A 20,743-nucleotide genomic window follows, 5' to 3' on the forward strand; every position below is an offset into this window, starting at 1 on the left:
CGTCTTTGCGATTAATTCAATACCATGCCCGCAGAATATCCCTTTCCCTTTCCCCTGCGCCCGCGCCGCGTCCACGAGGCCGGCGGCCCGCTTGCCGCGTCGCTGGCGGCGGCCTCTGCCGCGCGGGCCGGGGATAGCTTGTGGGTGCGCCCGCATTGGCTGTCCGAGATGCCCAATCCCGCGGGGCTAAGCGCCTGGCTGGATCCGTCGCGGCTGTTGCTGGCGCAGGCCCGCGATCAGACCGAGGTGCTGGCCGTGGCCGAGGACGCCCTGCGCGATGGCGCAGCCCCGCTGGTGGTGATCACGCTGACCGAATCCCTGTCGCTGACCGCCGGGCGGCGGCTGCAACTGGCGGCCGAGGCGGGCGGCGCCACCGGGCTGTGCCTGATCCCCGAGGGCATGGGCAGTCCGGCGGCTGAGACGCGCTGGCATTGCGCGCCGGTTTTCGACGCCCGGACCGATGCGCAGGCAAGGCCGGACTCGACTCTGCAATGCTGGCGGCTTATCAAGAACAAAGAGGGAACATTAGGGGCGTGGCATGTTCGATGGGACGCGACGGCGCGTCGTCTCGTTGTGGTGTCCCCGGTTGGCCAGCGACCGGGCTCTGCGGGCGCGCCCGACTGAGGGGCCCTTTGCGCTGACCCTGCGCGAAAAGAATGCCGACCGCATCCATTGCCTGAACGCCGCGGCCGAGGCGCAGGGGCTGCATATCGGCATGGGCCTGTCGGATGCGCGGGCCTTTTGCCCCGATCTGACCACGCGCCCGGCCGATCCGGCGGGCGACCGGCAGCTTTTGCTGATATTGCGGCGATGGGCGACGCGCTTTTGCCCCTGGACGGCCTGTGACGGGGCTGACGGCTTGCTTTTGGACATCACCGGCTCGGCGCATCTGTTCGGCGGCGAGGCGGCGCTTTTGACCCGGATGCGCCAGCGGCTGATCCGGGCCGGGTTTTCGGCCCGGATCGGGCTGGGCGATACCCGGGGCGCCGCCTGGGCGCTTGCGCGGTTCGGCGAGGGCGTGGCCGCGCCGGGGGACGCGCTGGCCGCGCTTGCGCCCTTGCCGGTCGCGGCGCTGCGGCTGGATGCCGAGACGGTGACCGGATTGCAGCGTCTGGGGCTTGGCCGCATCGGGCAGTTGGCGGGCGCGCCCCGGGCGCCGCTGGCCCGCCGTTTCGGACCCGGCCTGCTGATGCGGCTGGATCAGGCGCTGGGGGATCAGCCCGAAGATATCTCGCCCCAGGCCGATCCGCCCCATTACGGCGTGCGGATGAACCTGCCCGAACCGATCGGGCTGGAATCCGATGTGATGGCGGGGGCCGGGCGGCTTCTGGATCGGCTTTGCGACAAGCTGGCCCGGCACGAGGCGGCGGCGCGCATGTTCCGCCTGAGCCTGCGCCGCGTCGATCACGATACCCGCCATGTCGAGCTGCGGCTGGCGCGCCCGATGCGCGACCCGGCCCGGATTCTGCCGCTTTTCGCCCGTGGCGTGGCCGGCGTCGATGCCGGTTTCGGCATCGATCAGCTGCGGCTTGAGGCCATCGACACCGAACCCCTTGCCCCCCGACAGATCAGCCCGGACGGTGCCCCGCGACAGGACCGGCTGGACGACCTGATCACCCGGATCGGCACCCGGATCGGCATCGAAAACGTCCTGCGTTTCCTGCCCGCCGACAGCCATATCCCCGAACGCGGCCATATCATCGCCCCCGCGGCCTTTTCCCGGCCCGAAGGCATATGGCACACCCCCCGCCCGCGCCCGCTGATCATGTTCCCGCCCGAGGCGATCGGCGGCACGGGCACGACCCCGCCGGTACGGTTCCGGTGGCGGCGGATGGGGCTGACCACCGCGCGCAGCACCGGCCCCGAACGCATCGCCCCGGAATGGTGGCTGGACGACCCCGCCTGGCGCACGGGCCTGCGCGATTACTGGCGCGTCGAAACCCGCGAGGGGCGGCGACTGTGGCTGTTTCACACCCCCCAGAATCCGGGCTGGTTCGTGCATGGGGAATTCGCATGATCGAAATTGTTCGCGACGACCGCCGGATCGATCCGCACCGCCCCCTGCCCACCGGGCCAGGATCGGGGCCAGGATCGGGGCCGGGCGGCTATGCCGAATTGGCCGTGACCACGAATTTCACCTTTCTGACCGGCGCCTCGCATCCCGAGGAACTGGTGACCCGCGCCGCCGAACTGGGCCTTGCCGCCATCGCCATCACCGACCGCAATTCGCTGGCCGGGGTGGTGCGGGCATGGACGGCCCTGCGCGAATTGCGCCGCGAGGCCGAAGCCCGGGCAAAAGCCCCGCCGGAAAACCGGACCGGGACCGAGGCCGAAATCCCGGCGGAAACCCGGCCCCCAACCCAGACCGCGACCCAAACCGAGGCCGCAATCCATATCCGTTCGCAACAGCGGATGGACCCTTCCTCGCGCCAGCGGATCGGCCAGCCCGCCCCCCTGCCCCCGCCACAGATGCCGCATCTGCCGAAACTGATTGCCGGCTGCCGGCTGGTTTTGCGCGACAGCACGGTCGAATGGCTGGCGCTGCCGACCGATCTTGCCGCCTATCAGCGGCTCAGCCGCCTGTTGACCCGGGGCAAGATGCGGTCGGACAAGGGGGAATGCCGCCTCGATCTGGCCGATCTGCTGGAATGCGGCGCGGGCCTGATCCTGATCGCGCTGCCACAGGGCTGCCCGGATCAGGCGGCCCCCGATATCCAGCGCCTGCGCCAGCGCTATCCGGGTTCCGTCTTTACCGGCGCCGCGCCCCGCTATGACGGGCTGGATCAGGCGCGTTTCGACGCCTGCGCCCGGCTGGCCTTGCGCGTGGCCGCGCCCATGGTGGCGGTGGGCGATGTGCTGATGCACCGCGCCGCGCGCCGCCAGCTGGCCGATGTGCTGACCTGTATGCGGATCGGCTGTACCATCGACAATATCGGCACGCGCGCGCTTTTGAATGCCGAGCGGCGGATCAAATCCCCCGCGGATATGCGCCGGCTTTTCGCCAACCATCCCGCCGCCCTGCGCCGCACGCTGGACATCGCCGCGCGCTGCGCCTTTGATCTGGGCGAATTGCGCTATCAATATCCCGATGAGATCTCTGAGGCCGGCGAGACGCCGCTGGCGCGGCTGACCCGGCTGGCCCAGGAAGGGCTGGTCCGACGCTATCCATCGGGGGCGCCCGAAAGGGCCAGAGGCCTGATGGAAAAGGAATTGCGGGTGGTGGCCGAACTGGATTACCCGGCCTATTTCCTGACCGTCCACGACATCGTCCAATTCGCCCGCAGCAAGGGCATCCTGTGTCAGGGGCGCGGTTCGGCGGCGAATTCGATCCTGTGCTATCTTCTGGGGATCACCGATGTCGACCCGGACATGATCGGCATGGTCTTTGAACGCTTCGTCTCGCGCCACCGGGGCGAGCCGCCCGATATCGATGTCGATTTCGAACATGAGCGCCGCGAAGAGGTGATCCAGTGGATCTATGCCAAATACGGCCGCCACCGCGCCGGCCTTTGCGCGACGGTGATCCATTTCCGCACCCGCGCCGCCATCCGCGAGGTGGGCAAGGTCATGGGTCTTTCCCAGGATGTGACCGCCGGGCTTTCGGGCCAGATCTGGGGTTACAGCGGCGAGGATCCCGATCTGGACCGGGTGCGCGAGCTGGGCCTTGACCCGACCGAACCGCGGCTGGCCCGGACCCTGCATCTGATCGGCCAGATCATCGGCTTTCCCCGCCATCTCAGCCAGCATGTCGGCGGTTTCGTCATCACCAAGGGCCGGCTGGACGAGCTGTGCCCGATCGAGAATGCCGCGATGGAGGATCGCACCGTCATCGAATGGGACAAGGACGATATCGACGCGCTTGGCATTCTGAAAGTCGACGTGCTGGGGCTGGGCATGCTGACCTGTTTGCGCAAGGCCTTTGACCTGCTGAAGGCCCATCGCGGCCAGTCGCTGACCCTGGCCAGCGTCCCGCCCGAGGATGTGGCGACCTATGAGATGCTGCAAGTCGCCGATGCGGTGGGCGTGTTTCAGGTCGAAAGCCGGGCCCAGATGAATTTCCTGCCCCGCATGAAGCCGCGCGAATTCTATGATCTGGTGATCGAGGTCGCCATCGTCCGCCCCGGCCCGATTCAGGGCGGCATGGTCCAGCCCTATCTGCGCCGCCGTCAGGGGCTTGAGGCGCCCGAACCCTTTGGCGCCGAGCTGGAACAGGTCACGCGCCGCACCCTTGGCGTGCCGCTGTTTCAGGAACAGGCCCTTCAGATCGCGGTCGTCGGCGCCGGCTATAGCGCCGAAGAGGCCGACCACCTGCGCCGGGCGCTGGCCTCGTTCCGGCGCATGGGCACCATCGGCGCGCATAAGGACAAATTCATCAATGGCATGCTGGCGCGCGGCTATTCGCAGGATATCGCCGAGCGCTGTTTTTCCCAGATCGAGGGCTTTGCTGATTACGGCTTTCCCGAAAGCCATGCGGCGGCTTTCGCGCTGCTGGTCTATGTCTCGGCCTGGCTGAAATGCCACCATCCGGCGGTCTTTGGCTGCGCGCTGTTGAATTCCCAGCCGATGGGGTTTTACGCCCCGGCCCAGATCGTGCGCGATGCCCGCGAACATGGGGTCGAGGTCCGCCCGGTCTGTGTCAATGCCAGTCTTTGGGACAATACGCTGGAACATCGCGCCGACGGGGCGCTGGCCCTGCGGCTGGGGTTCCGCCAGATCAAGGGTTTGCGGCAAGAGGACGCGGATTGGATCGCCGCCGCGCGCGGCAATGGCTATCCCGATCCCCAGGCGGTCTGGCTGCGGGCCGGGGTCGCGCCCGGCACGCTGGAACGGCTGGCCGAGGCGGATGCCTTTGCCGGCATGGGGTTGACCCGGCGCGATGCGCTGTGGCAGGTCCGCGCCATTCGCGGCACCGCACCGCTGCCGCTGTTTGACGATCCCATCGACGGCGAGGGCATCCGCGAACCCGCCATGCCCCTGCCGCAGATGCATCTGGGCGAAGAGGTGGTCGAGGATTACGTCGCCACCCGCCTGACGCTGCGCGCCCATCCGATGGAGCTGTTGCGCCCCATGATGCCGGGGCTGGCGCGTCATGCCGATCTGGTCGAGATGCCTTTGGGGCGGGTCACCGTCTGCGGTCTGGTCATCACCCGCCAGCGGCCGGGCACCGCCTCGGGGGTGGTCTTTCTGACGCTTGAGGATGAAACCGGGGTTAGCAATATCGTCGTCTGGCGCAAGGTTTTCGAACACTATCGCCGCAGCGTGATGGGCGGGCGGCTGCTGCGCATCACCGGCACCCTGCAACGCGAGGGCATCGTCACCCATCTGATCGCCCGACATATCGAGGATGTCTCGTCCCGGCTGGGCGATCTGGGCCACCCGCTGGACAGCGCCATCGGCCTGACCAGCGCCAAGACCGACAGCGCGCCGCGCAGCCTGCCCACGCCGCGCGCCATGCATCCCCGCGATCAGGCCAAGAAGCTGTTTCCCAGCCGGGACTTCCACTAGCGCGCGCGACCGGAACCGCGCGCCGCGCGATGCCGTTTCCGGCGCCATTTTCATTGACTGTATCCGCCATTGGCGCATAATCGCCGATAGCTGACATCAGCACCGATTCCATAAGAATTCTGTTGAATTTCACTCGATTGCGGTAAGCGATGGAGCATGATCGTGTCTGCCGATGCGTCTCATTCCATGCCGGGCGGCGAAGCGCCCACCCCACCGCAGAACAGCACATCGTCACAGCCCACGGCGCCCAGCCTGTCGCTGCCCAAGGGCGGCGGCGCGATCCGCGGCATCGGCGAAACCTTTACCGTCGCCGGCGCCACCGGGACCGGGCGGCTGGAATTGCCGCTGCCCCTGACCACGGGACGGGGCGGGCTGTTTTCGGGACTGGGGCTTGGCTATGACAGCGGCGCGGGCAACGGCCCCTTTGGTCTGGGCTGGAGCCTGTCCCAGGCCACGATCACCCGGCGCACCGATGCCGGCCTGCCCCGTTATCTGGACGATGCGGAAAGCGACGATTTCCTGTTATCGGGGGCCGAAACGCTGGTGCCGCGTCTGGATGGCGCGGGCCAACCCCTGCGCCGCGCGGCCCGCCTGCATGGCCACGATTACCGCATCGCCACCTATCTGCCCCGCACCGAGGCCGGCTTTGCCCGGATCGAATTCTGGCGCGGGGCGGATGACAGCTTCTGGCGGGTGATCGACGGACAGAACGTCACCGCGATCTATGGCGCCGATGCCGCGTCCCGCATTGCCGATCCGGCGGCGCCGGGGCGGGTTTATTCATGGCTGTTGTCGCGGGCCCATGACGACAAGGGCAATCTGGTCCTTTACGATTATCTGGCCGAAAACGATGCCGGCATCGACATCGACGCCCCCCATGAATGCAATCGCGACCGCGCCGGCATCGCGGCGCAGCGATATCTGAAACGCATCCGCTATTGCGCCGTCACGCCCTGGTTCGCCGATTACGGCGGCGACGGCCCCGCCCCCGCCATCCCCGACCGCTGGCGCCATCAGGTCGTGTTCGATTACGGCGATCACGACCCCGACACGCCCGGCCCCGACCCCGACCGTCCCTGGGCGGCGCGGCCCGATCCGTTCTCGACCTGCCGGGCGGGGTTCGAGCTGCGCAGCTATCGCCGCTGTCAGCGGGTGCTGATGTTTCACGACTTTCCCGAGGATCCGGGTTGCGGGGCGGATTGCCTCGTGCGTTCGGTCGATCTTGTCTATGCCCCGGCCGAGGCGGATACGGCCACGCCCAGCCTGCTCGTTTCGGTTGCCCAGACCGGCTGGCGGCGGCGCGCGGGGGGCTATCTGCGCCGCAGCCTGCCGCCCGTAACCTTTGATTATGCCCGGCCCGCCATTGCCCCCGGCCCGCAGGCCGTCGCCGAGCTGACGGGCGGGCGGCTGTACGACGTGCTGGACGGGCGCGAGGTGCAGCTGGTCGATCTGCATGGCGACGGCAGTCCCGGCATCCTGGAACGCCGCCCCGACGGCTGGACCTATCGCGAGAATTTCAGCCCCGCCAACAGCCCCGCCAACACCCCCCCGGCGGCCCGGTTCGGTCCGGCCCGGGCGGTGCATCCGCTGCCGGTGACGGCCGCCGCATCCACCGCCCAGATCCTTGACGTGGCCGGGAACGGCCGTCCCGATCTGGTCCTGTGGCAAGGGCCGCTGCCCGGGCTATTTGAACGCGACGCCCAGGGGGGCTGGACGCCCTTTGTCCCCTTCGAGACCCTGCCGCGTATCGATTTCGACGATCCCGACCTGCGTTTCGTCGATCTGACCGGGGACGGGCGCGCCGATCTTTTGATCACCTCGGATGCGGGGCTGTTCATCCACCCGTCGCGCGGGGGGGCGGGCTTTGACGCGGTCCGGCGCCTGCCGCTCGCGCCCGATGACCGCGCCGGGCCGCGCCTTTTGTTTTCGTCCCCCGCCGAGGGCGAGGCGATCCTGCTGGCCGACATGACCGGCGACGGGCTCAGCGATATCGTGCGCCTGCGCCATGCCGAGGTGTGCTATTGGCCCAATCTCGGCCATGGCCGCTTTGGGCGGCGGGTGACCATGTCCGATGCGCCGCGCTTTGGCGCCCGCGACCGCTTTGATCCGCGCCGCCTGCGGCTGGCCGATATCGACGGAACCGGCACCGCCGATCTGGTCTGGATCGGCCCGGACGGGGTCTGGACCGCCGCCAACCGCTTTGGCAACGGCTTTGCCCCCGCGCACCGTGTCGCGCGCCTGCCCGATACCGCGCCCGACACGCATATCGAGGTGCTGGATCTGCTGGGACGCGGCACGGCGGCGCTGGTCTGGTCCTCGGCGCGGGGCGACGGTCGGGGCGGGCGGCTGTGCCATATCGACCTGATGCCCGGCACCAAACCCTGGCTGCTGGTCGCGATGCAGAACAATCTGGGGGCGGAAACCCGCATCGACTATGCCCCCTCGACCCGCTACGCGGCCGAGGATGCGCTGGCCGGCCACCCTTGGGCGACGCGGCTGCCCTTTCCGGTCCATGTCGTGGCCCGGGTCGAAACGATCGACCATATCGGCCGCATCGCCACCTCGGCCCGCTATGCCTATCACGATGGCTGTTTCGACGGCGAGGAACGCGAATTCGCGGGCTTTGGGCGCGTCGATCAATGGGATAGCGACACACCGGTCGCGGGGGCCGACAATTGGGACGCCGCCCTGTGGTCGCCGCCGGTGCTGACGCGCAGCTGGTATCACACCGGCACGCCCGGATCGGCCGACCGCGTCGACGCCGGGGCCTGGGCCGAGCCGGCCCTGCGCGGCCCGGACCACGCCGCGGATCGCGCGCGCCAGCGCCTTTCGGCGCCCGTCCTGCCCACGGATCTCGACGCCGCCGAACTACGCGAGGCCAACCGCCCCCTGCGCGGCACCCTGTTGCGCAGCGAGGTCTTCGCCCAGGACGATACCCCGCGCGCCGGCCTGCCCTATAGCGTCACCGAAACCTGCCCCGAGGTGATCCGCCTGCAACCGCGTGGCCCGAACCGCCATGCCGTCTTTACCCTGCGCCCGCGCGAAAGCCTGACCACGCATTACGAACGCGATCCCGGCGATCCGCGCATCAGCCATGAGCTGGTGCTGGAAACCAACCGCTGGAACCAGCCGTTGCGCAGCCTGCGCATCGCCTATCCGCGCCGCGTCCCGGCGACCGTCGCGGGATTGCCGCCGGCCTTTGCCACGGCGCTGACGCAGGATCAGTCGCGGCTGGCGATCCTTGCCTCGGAAAGCCGCTGGACCAATGCGCTGGACGACCCCGCCGAAACGCCGCATGACCACCGCCTGCCGCTATCGGCCGAAAGCCTGAGCTATCAGATCCTTGGCGCGGCGGTCCCCGGCACCGCCCCCGCGCGGCTAAGCTTTGCGGATGCCGGCGCGCTGTGGCAACAGCTGTGGCAGGGGGCGCGCGACCTGCCGCCGGGCGAGCATGTCCCGGCCGAGATCGCCGCCGCCCCCCTGCCCGCCGGGCCGTGGCGGCGGCTTTTGACACAAAGCCGCACGCAATACCGGCGCGACGACATGAACGGCCTTTTGCCACCGGGACAGGTGCAGGCGCTGGCGCTGACCGGGGAAAGCTGGGCGCTGGCCTTTACGCCCGAAATGCTGGATCAGCTTTTGGGCGCGCGCGTCGATGCCACGCTTTTGCGCGAAACCGGCCATGTCCAGATCGCCGGGCATCCGGGCTGGTGGCGGCCCTCGGGGCGGGTGCATCTGTCGCCCGGCGACGGCGATGCTCCCGCCGCCGAGGCATTGGCCGCGCGGGCACATTTCTACATGGCGCGGCGCTTTGCCGACCCCTTTGGCGCGGTGACCCGCATCGCCTATCAGTTCGACCTGATGCCGGTCGAAAGCCGCGATGCGCTGGACAACATCACCCGCGCGGATATCGACTGGCGGGTGATGCAGCCCTTTCGCGTCACCGATGCGAATGGCAACCGCACCGAGGTTGTCTATGACGCGCTGGCCCGGGTCGCGGCCCATGCCACGCGCGGCCCCGAAGGCACCGCCCTGGGCGGCGATCTGGCCGGGCTTGACCCCGATCCCGACGATGCCGCGCTGGCCGGTTTCGCGGCCGATCCCATGGCGGGCGCCGCCGCGATGGTGGGGACGGCCTCGGCGCGGGTGGTTTACGACGCCTTTGCCTTTCTGCGCGATGCCCGGCCGCCATGGTCGGCCCGGATCGCGCGCGAACGCCACGCCTTGGGCGGGGATGGCGGGGTGCCCGACCGGGTGGCGGTGTCGTTCAGCCATTCGGACGGGTTCGGGCGCGAAATTCAGGTCAGAACCCTGGCCGAGCCGGGGCCGGTGGTCGCGGGCGGCCCCGATATCGACCCGCGCTGGATCTGTTCGGGCTGGACGATCCATGACAACAAGGCCCGCCCCGTCCGCCGCTATGAGCCGTTCTTTTCCGCCAGCCCCGACTTTGCCCCGGATCAGATCGTGGGGGTTTCGGCCACCACGCTTTACGATCCGGTCGGCCGCGCCATCGCCGCCCTGCATCCCGATGGCAGCTGGACCAAGACGCTGATTTCCCCGTGGCATCAGGCCGTCTGGGACGGCAGCGACACCACCGCCATTCCCGATCCCCGCAACGATCCCGATATCGGCACGGCCTTTCGCCAGCTTCTGGGCACGGCGCCGTTTCTGTCATGGCGCGCCCGCCGCGAGGCGGGTTTGATCGGCGCCACCCCCGAGGCCCGCGCCGCCGAGACCGACGCCCTTACCAAGACGCTGGCCCATGCCGGAACCCCCGATGTGACGCATTTCGACAGCGAGGGCCGGCCCTGCCTGAGCCTTGTCGATATCGGTGGCCGCCAGATTGCGTCACGCACCGTCATGGATGCGGGCGGCGCGGTGCTGGCGGTCGTGGACGGGCTGGGGCGACGGGTGGTGGAACACGGCCTCATGGGGGCGGCGGGGCGTTTCATCGCCGGGCGCGACCTGCTGGGCCGGTCGCTTTACCGGCGCGGCATGGATGACGGCGAACGCCGCGCCCTGCCCGATATTCGCGGCAATTCGGCCTATGCCTGGGATGCGCTGGGGCACCGGGTCCGGTTGCGGCTGGATCCGCTGGGGCGGATCACCCACCGCTATCTGGCCCGGAACGGGACCGAGACGCTGCGCGCCCGCTCGGTCTATGGCGAAACCGCGCCGCCGGGCGGGAACCTGCGCGGGCGGCTGTGGCGCAGCTATGACGGCGCCGGGCTCAGCGAAAGCCTGGGCTTCGATTTCGCCGGCAACCTGATCGCGGCGGCGCGCCATCTTGTGGCGGATGACCGCACCGCGCCCGACTGGGCGGCGCTGGACGGGCTGATGACCGGGGCCGCGCTGGACGCTGCCGCCGCGCCCCTGCTGGCCCCCGGCGAACGCTATCTGTCGCGGACCGCCTATGACGCGCTTGGCCGTCCGGTCCAGGCGGTGATGCCGCATCGCGCCGATATGCGCCCCTCGGTCGTGCAGCTGGGCTATGCGCCGGGCGGCCTGCCGCAGACGCTGGACCTGTGGCTGCGCCGCGACCGCGCGCCCGCCGCGCTGTTGGCGCCCGCCACCGCCACCCGCCGCATCGTGCGGGGCAGCCGCCATGACGCCAAGGGCCAGCGGCTGTTGCTGTCCTTGGGCAATGATGTCGAAATCCGCCACGCATACGACCCCGAGACCTTTCACCCGCGCCGGATCACCGCCGACCGGGGCGCGGGCTGGCCCGACGCCGCGCGCAATGTGCAGGATCTAGGCTATGCCTATGACGCGGTGGGGAATTTCACCCGGATCATCGACGATTCCGATCTGCAAGGCGCGGTGTTTTTCCGCAACCGCCGGGTCGAGCCGGGCATGGATTTCACCTATGACGCGGCCTATCGGCTGACACTTGCGCGCGGGCGCGAGCATCTGGGACAGGCCGGCGGCGCGCTTTTGCCGCCCGCGCCGGGCGCCGATGGCGACGGGGGACGCGAAAGGCTGGCCCATCCCGGCGACGGGTTGGCCATGGGGATCTATCAGGAACGCTATGCCCATGACGATGCCGGCAACCTGCGGCGCGTCAGCCATGGCGCGGATTCCGGCAGCTGGCAGCGCGAGATGTTTTATGAAAGCGCCTCGCTGATCGAGCCGGGCGCGACCGGCAACCGGCTTGACCGCATGACCGCATCCGGTCAGCCCGATGCCGCATTCGCCCATGACGCACAGGGCCGCATGACCGCAATGCCGCATCTGTCGCGCATGGTCTGGGACGAAGAGGACCGGCTGATCGCCACGGCCCGGCAGGCGGTGAATGCGGGCCTGCCGGAAACCACCTATCTGGGCTATGGCGGCGATGGCGCAAGGCTGCGCAAGGCCACCTATCGCGCCGCCGCCAGCGCCGCCCAAGCGCGGCGGCGGGCCGAGGTGATCACCCTTGGCCCGGTCGATATCCGCCGCGAATACGGCCCCGATGGCCGCGCGCTGACGCTGGAACGGGAAATTCTGCATCTGGATTTCGGCGGCGAATGCGTCGCCATCGTCGAAACCCGCACCCAGGGCCAGGATCCCGGCCCCGCGCAGATGTGGCGGTATCAGCTGCACAATCATCAGGGATCGGCCACGCTGGAACTGGATCAAAGCGGGGCCGTCATCTCATACGAGGAATATTACCCCTTTGGCGGCACCGCCTATCAGGCCGTGCGATCCACGCTTGAGGTCGCGAAACGCCAGCGTTTCCTTGGCCGTGAAAGGGATGAGGAAAGCGGACTCTATCATTTCGGGGCGCGCTATTACGCGGCCTGGCTGGGACGCTGGACCTCGGCGGACCCGGCGGGGCTGACGGATGGAAGCAACCTCTATGCCTATGCGGGCAACGATCCGGTCGGGCTGGTCGATCCGGGGGGGCATGCGGGCACAAATAGCATCGATGATCTGTTCGTATACATCCGCAATCAGGCAGGGTTCCAACAGGGCGCACTGACACCGCCAAGCTTTGATTCCAAGGACGCGTCCAGATTCGGCACCTGGGCGCATCAGCAGGCAACCGGGGTCGTGGATGACTTGAAAGCCATGAACTTCGAAGGCGCCGACCGGATATATTCCGAAGTGGCGGTGAACAAAACCACCGGTGTGGTCACCCAGATCGGCGGCAGTCCGATCCGTGGACACCAGAATATCGACCTTGTCGCCATGCCAAAGGGGCAATCGCTTGCCCCCGGCAGCACACTTTCCCCCGGTCAGGCAGAGGTCGTCGGCGACATCAAGTTCGGAGGGGGCGACATCAAGCCCGCACATACTGCATTCGGGCAGCGCGGGGTGACAGTGAACAGCGAATTCAACTCCGCCGCGTCCGTGCCCGATGCGCCCGATACCGGCTCGGCTTCGATTCAGCTTTCCCCCAAGGATGCCGATATCGACCCAAAGACAGGCCGCGTCGTCGAAGGGCCGAACACCACCGCCGCGCGGGAAAGTGCGGCCAAGTTGAAGGGTACCGCGACCGAGGCCAAGGCTCTTACCACCGAGGCCAAGGCCCTGAGCGCCGCCGCCGAAGGCGCCGAGGTCGCGGCCAAGACCACCGCCAAGACAGCCGCGAAAACCGCCGCCAAGACAGCCGCCAAGACCGCGCTGAAAAAGCTGGGCACCAAGGCGCTTAAGGTGATCCCGTTCATCGGTATGGGCGCGGGTCTTACCTCGGCCACCGCCGAGGCCGCCCAGGGCAATACCGGCGCGGCGGCGCTGGATGCGGTGGGGCTGGTTCCGTTGGTGGGCGATGTCGTCGATGCGGGGCGACTGGGCGTTGCCGTGGGCGAAACCGCCGATCAGCTGCTGGGCATCAGCGATGTGGCCGCCGAATACGGCAGCACCGCCGAGGGTCTGGCCAAAAGCGCGGGTCTGTCGACCGACAATGCCCGTCTGGTCGGCGCCACCACCGCCGCGGTCAGTGCCATCACCGTGGCCCCGGCCGAAGCCCTGTCCCGCACCATCGTCGGATGGTTCAACTGACCGCCTGCATCTGGGGAGAAACCTCATGAACCGCGTCATCCACCCCCTGAAACCCGGCAGCGACGGCGCCGGCATCGCCGATCTTCAGGCCGCGCTGGCGGCATTGCTGGCGCGGGGCGCGATCCTGCCCGATGCGCCCGACGACAGCCGCGCCCTGCGCGAGGCCATCGCGCACGAGGCGGGCCGCTATGGCGACGCCACCGCGAAAGCGGTGAGCATTGCCCAGCACGAAGCGGGGCTCAGGGCCACGGGCGCGGTCGATGCCGAAACGGCGGCGCGGCTGAACGCGCTGCTAGAACAGTTCGGGCTTGCCGATCCGGGACCGGCCGCGTCGCAGCGCGTGATCGCGGGACAGGTTCTGGGCGATCCGCGCCCGCGCGGCCTGACCGTGCTGGCATTTCTGGAAACGGCTGCGGGCCCCCTGCGGCTGGGCACGGATCAGGTGGACGCGACCGGCGCCTATGCGATCACCTATATGCCGCCGCCCGCGACCGGCAAAACGCTGCTGCTGGTTCTGGCCACCGCGACCGGTGAGCGGCTTTCCGAGCTGCGCCACCCCGCGCGCGGCGAGGGGGTGCAGCGGATCGACCTTGCCCTGCCGGCCATATCGGGGCGGGGTGTGGTCACGGGGCGGCTGGGCAATCCGGGCCGCCCGACCGCCGAGGGCATCGCGCTGCGGCTTTTCGACGTCAATCCCGGCGATGATCTGGTCGAGCTGGCCCGGGCCGGAACCGGGACCGAAGGGCGCTACAGGATCGACTATGCGCTGGCGCCGCTGGCCCAGCGTGGCAAGGCGCTGCCCGATCTGTTGCTCTGCGCCTATGACGGCGAACGCAGGATCGCGGAAAGCCCGATCCTGTTCGATGCGGGCGACGCGGTGGTGATCGACCTGTTACTGCCGGGCACCGGCGCGACGGGAAGCGAGACAGGGACCGAGGCGGGGACGGCCGAATTTGCATTGCTGGTGGCGGCCCTGAAACGCCAGCGGGTCGGACAGCTGCGCGACATGGGCGCCCGGGACCCCGCGCGCGAGCTGGCCTATCTGGCTGGCAAGACCGGCTGGGACGCGCGGGCGGTCGCGCTCGCGGCGCTGGCGGATCGCTTTTCGGGCGACCAGGGCGAAAACGGTCAAGGGCTGTCGCCGGATCTTTATTACGCGCTGTTTCGCGCCGGACTGCCGGCCGATCCCGCGGCACTTTACGCCACCGCGCCCGCGACCATCGATGCCGCCTGGCGCGCCGCCGAGGCGGCCGGCGTCATCGCCCCCCAGGACGCGGCGGCGCGCAAGCGCAACCTTGCCGCGTTTCGCGACATCGCCGCGCCGCGCGCGCTGGACCTGCGGGCCGCCGAGGGGGTCGCGAGCCTGCGCGAGGTGATCGCCCGCACCCTGACCACCCCCGAGGAACAGCAAAGTTTTGCCCGGCTGCGCGAAGGTCATCGCAACGACAGCGCCGGCCTCTGGGCGGCCGCCGAGGCGGAATTCGGACCCGAGCGCGCGGCGGCGCTGCGGCTGGATGGCCAGCTGACGGGGTTCACGCTGCGCGATGCCGGGCTGATCGCGCTGCTGCATGAGACGGCGGCGATTTCGGATCCCTCGGATCTGGCGCGGCTGGGATATTTCGCGCCCAAGGCCTGGCACAAGCTGTTGAAGACGGTGCCCGCCGGGATCGACGGCGCGACCCTGGCCGAGCGCCGCGAGAACGCGGCCCAGCTGCTGGCGGCGCAGGTGCGGCTGGCCTATCCGACGCTGTCGCTGGCCCGACAGGTCGAAACCGGCGCGATCGGGGTCGACACCGCCCCCGCCGTCGGCGCGTTCCTGTCCCGACATCACGCGGAGTTCGTGCTGGGCAGCCAGCCGGTGGCGCAATTCGCCCAGCGCGCGGGGATCGCACTGGACCCCGAAACCGGCGCCCAGATCGAGCGCATCCAGCGCGTCCACCAGATCACCCGCGACGATGCCGCCATGGGCCGGATGCTGGCGCGCGGCTTTGATTCCGCCGCCAGCGTGGCGCGCCTGACGCCGGCGCAATTCGTCACCGAAATGGCCGCCGAACTGGGCGGCGACGCGGCGGCCCTTGCCACCCATGCCAAGGCCAGCCAGATCCACGCCACGGTTCTTTCGCTGGCCACCGCATGGATCGGCGCGGCGCAGGCGCCGGTGATCGGCGGGACGCGGACATTCCTGTCGGCGGGTCTTTCGGGGATGGGGGCGGCGGCGGGACCGGCCGGCGATGTGGTCGCCATGCCCGTGCTTGAGGGGCTTTTGGGTGCGATGGATTATTGCGGCTGCGACCATTGCCGCTCGGTCCTGGGGCCGGCCGCCTATCTGGTCGATCTGCTGGATTTTCTGGACAGTCCGGCCCCGGCGGACGGGCCGAACCCGCTGGCGGTGCTGCTGGAACGGCGGCCCGATCTGGCCGAGATCGGGCTGACCTGTGAAAACACCAACACCGTCCTGCCGCATATCGATCTGGTGAACGAAATCCTTGGGCATTTCGTGGCCCACAATCTGTCCATGGCGGGGTTCGCCGGCCATGACGTCCAACCCGACGACCGGTCCGAGGACCTTTTGGCCGCGCCGCGCCATGTCGATGCGGCCGCGCGGGCGCGTCTGGCCGAGGCCGTCTATCCGCCCCCCCTGCCATGGTCGGCCCCGCTTGAGGCGCTGCGCGCGCATTTCCGCGCCTTCGACACCGAGTTGTGGCGGCTGATCGAGGCGCTGCGGCCGGACGACACGCCGGCAAGCTGGCGCGCGGTCCTGCATGAGCGCGCGGGCTTTTCGCCGGCCGAGATCGGGCTGTTGACCGATGGCGCGATCCCGCTCGCCGATCTGGCGGGACTGGACGGCGCGACCGAGGACGCGGCGCGCGAGCAGCTTTCCGGGGCCAAGGCCTTTGCCCGCCGCGCCGGCATCAGCTATGAACAGCTGGCCGAATTGCTGACCACGCGCTTTGTCAATCCCGAAGCCGGGCTGATGGCGCGGCTGTCGCGGCTCTGCCTGCCCTTTGCCACGCTCAGGGCGGTCAAGGCCGGGACCGTCACCGCCGCAGAGCTGCGCGACCTGTTGCCGGCCGGGCTGGATCCGGCGGCCTATGGCGGCGATATCCACGCCTGGATCAGCGATGACGCGATACAGGCGCGGATCATGTCGTTGATCGTACTGGCCGACGAAGGCGACGGTCAGGATCCTTGCAGCTTTGACGATGTGCATCTGCGCCGGGCCGATCCCGATCCGCAACAGAACCGGCTCAGGGCGCTGGATTACCGGCGCATGCTGCATTTTCTGCGCCTGTGGCGGCGGCTGGGCTGGGACATGGCGCGGCTTGATGCGGCGATCGCCGCGCTGATGCCGGCGGTCGCGCGCAACGATGCCGATCCCGCCGCCGAGGCGGCGGCGCTGGATGCGGCGATGGCGGTGCTGCTGGAGCGGCTGGGGGTGGTGCTGTTGGTCATGGACCGGCTGAACATCCGCCCGGGTCACGATCTGGACATGCTGCTTGGCTGTTGGGCCGATCTGGGCACCGCGGGGGCGGATGCGCCCTATGCGCGGCTGTTTCTGAACCCGGCCGTGCTGGCCCTGACGCCGGCATTCGCCGATGACGGCTTTGGCGCGCTGCCCGGTCAGCCGGCGACGCCGCTTCTGGACGCGGCCGAGGCACTGCGCGCCGCCTTCGGCCTGAGCGGGGACGAATTCGCCCTGCTCGCCGGGCATCTGGGTTACGGTGCGACCACGCCGCTGACCCTGGGCAATATCAGCCGGCTTGCCCGCCATATCTGGCTGTCGCGACAGCTCAGGATCAGCCTGCGCGAGTTTCTGGAACTGATGGCGATGACCGGGATCGATCCCTTTGCGCCGCCCGACCCCGGGGCCATGGCGCCGCCCGCCTGCCTGCGGTTCATCGATCTGATCGCGCGGGCCCGCGCGGCGGGGATCAAGCCCGCCGATCTGTTGCGGATCTTCGCCGGGCTGGACCTGTCGGGCCGGGCCGATCCATCCGAGGACGGGTTGACCACGCTGGCCCATGACCTGCGCGCGGCGATGGCGGCGGGGGACGCCGCCCTGCCCGCCGCCGCGCTGCCTGACGCCGCCGAACCCGGCCCCGAGACGCTGCGCGCGGGGATGGCGCTGGCTTATGGCGCGGATGCGGCCGAGCCGTTCCTTGGCCTTTTGCAGGGCACGCTTCTGGCCACGGTCAGCTATGACCATGACAGCCCCGAACTGGCCCCGGCGATTGTCGCGGCGGGGGGCGGCCGGCTGGTCTATGACGATCTGGAAAAGACGCTCGGCTATGGCGGGCTGATGTCGCAGGCCCGCGCCGATCAGCTGAAGGCGCTGGCCGGCGCACCCGCCGCCTTTGGCCCCGCCATCGACGCCTTGCGCGCGCGGGGGATCGCCATGGCCGCGCCGCTTTTCGCGGCCTATCCGGAACTCGCGGCGCTGCATGACGGCTTTATCGCATCGACCGCCCCGGATGCAGAACGCTATCGCGCGCTGATCGACGCCATGCTGGCATCGCTGATCGCCCGACAGCGGGCGCGGCTGGCGGTGCAGACCGCGGCGGCGGCGCTGTCGCTGCCGGCCGATCTGGCCGCGACCCTGTTGCAGGCGGCCGATGTGCTGCATGCCGAGGGCGTCCCCGATGCCGCCGCCGTGGCCGATCTGACCGGCATCGCGGCGGGGGGGCTGCGCCTGGCGCTGCATGCCGGCGGCGATCCGGGCGCCGCCCCCGATCTGATCGAGGCGCGGAGCGGCATGGGGGGCGGCGACCTGCCGCTGCCGGGCACGGGCATGGCGGCCATCTGGTCGGGCTGGATCGACGCCCCGGCAAGCGGGACCTATGCGCTTTCGGTGCAGGCCGGGGCGGGCGGCACGGTCACGCTGGTGATCGACGGCGCCGATATCCCCATGACCCCCGAGGCGGGCGGGCGTTTCGTCAATGCCGTGCCAGTGACGCTTTCATCCGCGCGGCCGGTGCCGATCACCCTGACGGTGACGGGGCTGGCGCGGCGCGCGGTGCTGCGCTGGTCGGCGCAGGGCATGGGCTGGCAGGTGGTGCCGGACCGGCATCTTTATCCGGCGGACGCGATGGCCGCATTGGCCGCCACCGCCCGGCGGGTGACGGTGCTGGGCGCGCTGGCCGCGATGCTGAAGCTGGGGGCCGGCGAAATGGCGTGGCTTGCCCGCCTGCCCGAGTTGCGGATCGCGGGCGCGGGCTGGTTCAACGCCCTGCCCGGTGCGGCGCGCGCCCATGCCGCGCCGTCGCCGGATCTGGCCGCCTGTCTTGACACGGTGGCGGGCTATGTCCTGTTGCGCCGGGCCATCGCGGCCGATGATGCGGGGCTGTGCCGGGTGCTGATGGCGCCCATGGCCACGCTGCCCGATGGCCAGCCCGCGCTTGAGACGCTGACCGGCTGGTCGGCGGCCTCGGTCGACGCGGCGCTTGGCCGGCTTGGGCTGGGCCGCGCCGATCTGGCGCGTCCGCGCGATTTCGCGCGGCTGGCGCGGGTCATGGCGCCGGTCACCGATCTGCGGATTCCGGCGCAGGCCCTGTTTGCCGCCGCCACCACCAGCCCCGGCCCGGCCGAGGTCGCCGCCCTGCAATCGGCGCTGCGCGCCCGGCATTCGGCGGCGGAATGGCGCGAGCTGTTGAAACCCGTCAACGACGGGCTGCGCCGTCAGGAACGCGACGCGCTGGTCGCCCATATCCTGCACCGCTTTCAGGCCAGCCCCGCCACCCGCCATATCGACACCCCGAACCGGCTGTTCGAGTTCTTTCTGATCGACGTGGCCATGCAGCCCTGTTTCGAGACCTCGCGCATAAGGGCGGCGCTGTCGTCGGTGCAGCTGTTCGTGGACCGGGCGCTGATGAACCTTGAACCGCGCGTGCCGCCGCCGATGATCCGCCCCGAGCGGTGGGAATGGATGCGCCGCTATCGCGTCTGGGAAGCCAATCGCAAGGTCTTTCTGTGGCCCGAAAACTGGCTTGAACCCGAGCTGCGCGACGATCAGTCCCCCGCCTTCCGCGAGGTGATGGGCAGCCTTTTGCAAAGCGACATCACCGAGGACGCCGCCGCGCAGGCGCTTGGCACCTATCTGATGCAGCTTGACGAGGTGGCCAAGCTGGAACCCTGTGGCATGTTCGTTGCCGAAGGCCAGCCCGGCCTTGCCGATGACGTCGTGCATGTGGTGGCGCGCAGCCCCGGCGCGGGGCGGCGCTATTTCCACCGCAGCCGCCAGGGCGGAACCTGGGCGCCCTGGTATCCGGTCAAGCTGGATATTCAGGACGGCCCCGTGATCCCCTGTGTCTGGCGGGACCGGCTGTTCCTGTTCTGGCTGACCATCCGCATCGACCCGCTGATCGACCCGGCGGCGATGGATGCGGGTTCGACCATGACCAGCAAGATCGGCGAAACCGACATGGGCAACCTGCGCGGCGACATGAAGGCATTCGCCGGCAAGGCCACCCAGGTCCGGGTCAGCGCCATCCTGAACTGGGCCGAAAAGCGGGGCGACGACTGGTTGCCGCCCCGGACCTCGGACCCGGAACGGCCGACGGTTCTGGGCACGTTCGCGGCCTCGGGGGCATCGGCCTTTGACCGGGCCAGCCTGCGGCTGCGCCCCTATCTCGCGAGCGACCATCTCAACATCAACATCTTTGGCGCCGGGGCGGGCGGGTTCACGCTATACACCACCCACGGCGCGCCGCTGCGGCGCGAGGACATGCAGTTCGCCGAGGCGATGGAGACATATCTGATCCTCACGACGCGCAGCCTGACCACCACCGCCGACACGCTGAGCGCGACCTATTCCAGCACGCTCACCAGCAACACCGAAACCCGCCGCATCATCGCCCTTGCGCCGCGCACGCGCCTGTTCGAGGCGGTGAACCATGTCAGCGAACGCTGGCGTGCCCCCTTCATCATCGAAGACAGCCGCCACGTCTTTTATGTCCGCAGCGAGGCGCGTCCGGTGACCATGTCCGAAACCGTCTGGGTCGAGGCGCCGCCCGACAAGCTGGTCGTCATTGCCCACGATTTCGGGATCATCCACCAATATCACGAGATGCCGGAAACCGTGCCGCCCGACCCGATCGGCCCCATCGCCACCCCCGGCGCGGGCGCTTCGCGTTATGAGATCGGGCGTTTCGTCACCACCGGCGCCCGCATCCGAACCGCGCTGAGCGATGACCGCATTCTGAACTTTGACGGGGTCGAGATCGGGCTGGAAGGCCCGGTTTCGATCCGCCAACGCTGA

Annotated in this window: 5 protein-coding genes; all 5 read left to right on the top strand. The window is 69.4% G+C overall.

Translation table 11 applies throughout. From position 1 onward, the window contains the following. Positions 1 to 24: 24 nt before the first annotated feature. Positions 25 to 624 carry an ImuA family protein gene (locus ACFOMH_RS15980; protein WP_374427731.1) on the top strand — a complete coding sequence of 200 codons (600 nt, stop codon included), beginning with the start codon at positions 25 to 27 and terminating at the stop codon, positions 622 to 624. After that, a complete protein-coding gene (locus ACFOMH_RS15985) occupies positions 539 to 2,017 on the top strand; it encodes a Y-family DNA polymerase (protein ID WP_374427728.1) in 1,479 nt (492 codons plus the stop codon). Before ACFOMH_RS15980 ends, ACFOMH_RS15985 begins: the two co-directional genes overlap by 86 nt. After that, entirely contained in the window at positions 2,014 to 5,505 is a 3,492-nt protein-coding gene (locus ACFOMH_RS15990; RefSeq protein WP_377745714.1) for an error-prone DNA polymerase, read from the top strand. The genes ACFOMH_RS15985 and ACFOMH_RS15990 overlap by 4 nt, the downstream gene beginning before the upstream one ends. Positions 5,506 to 5,661: 156 nt before the next feature. Continuing rightward, positions 5,662 to 13,488, top strand: a complete 7,827-nt coding sequence (locus tag ACFOMH_RS15995; RefSeq protein WP_377745716.1) for a SpvB/TcaC N-terminal domain-containing protein — start codon at positions 5,662 to 5,664, stop codon at positions 13,486 to 13,488. A gap of 25 nt (positions 13,489 to 13,513) precedes the next feature. After that, positions 13,514 to 20,743, top strand: a complete 7,230-nt coding sequence (locus tag ACFOMH_RS16000) for a neuraminidase-like domain-containing protein (protein ID WP_377745719.1) — start codon at positions 13,514 to 13,516, stop codon at positions 20,741 to 20,743.

This window comes from Paracoccus mangrovi (assembly GCF_042648425.1).
GTDB lineage: Bacteria > Pseudomonadota > Alphaproteobacteria > Rhodobacterales > Rhodobacteraceae > Paracoccus > Paracoccus mangrovi.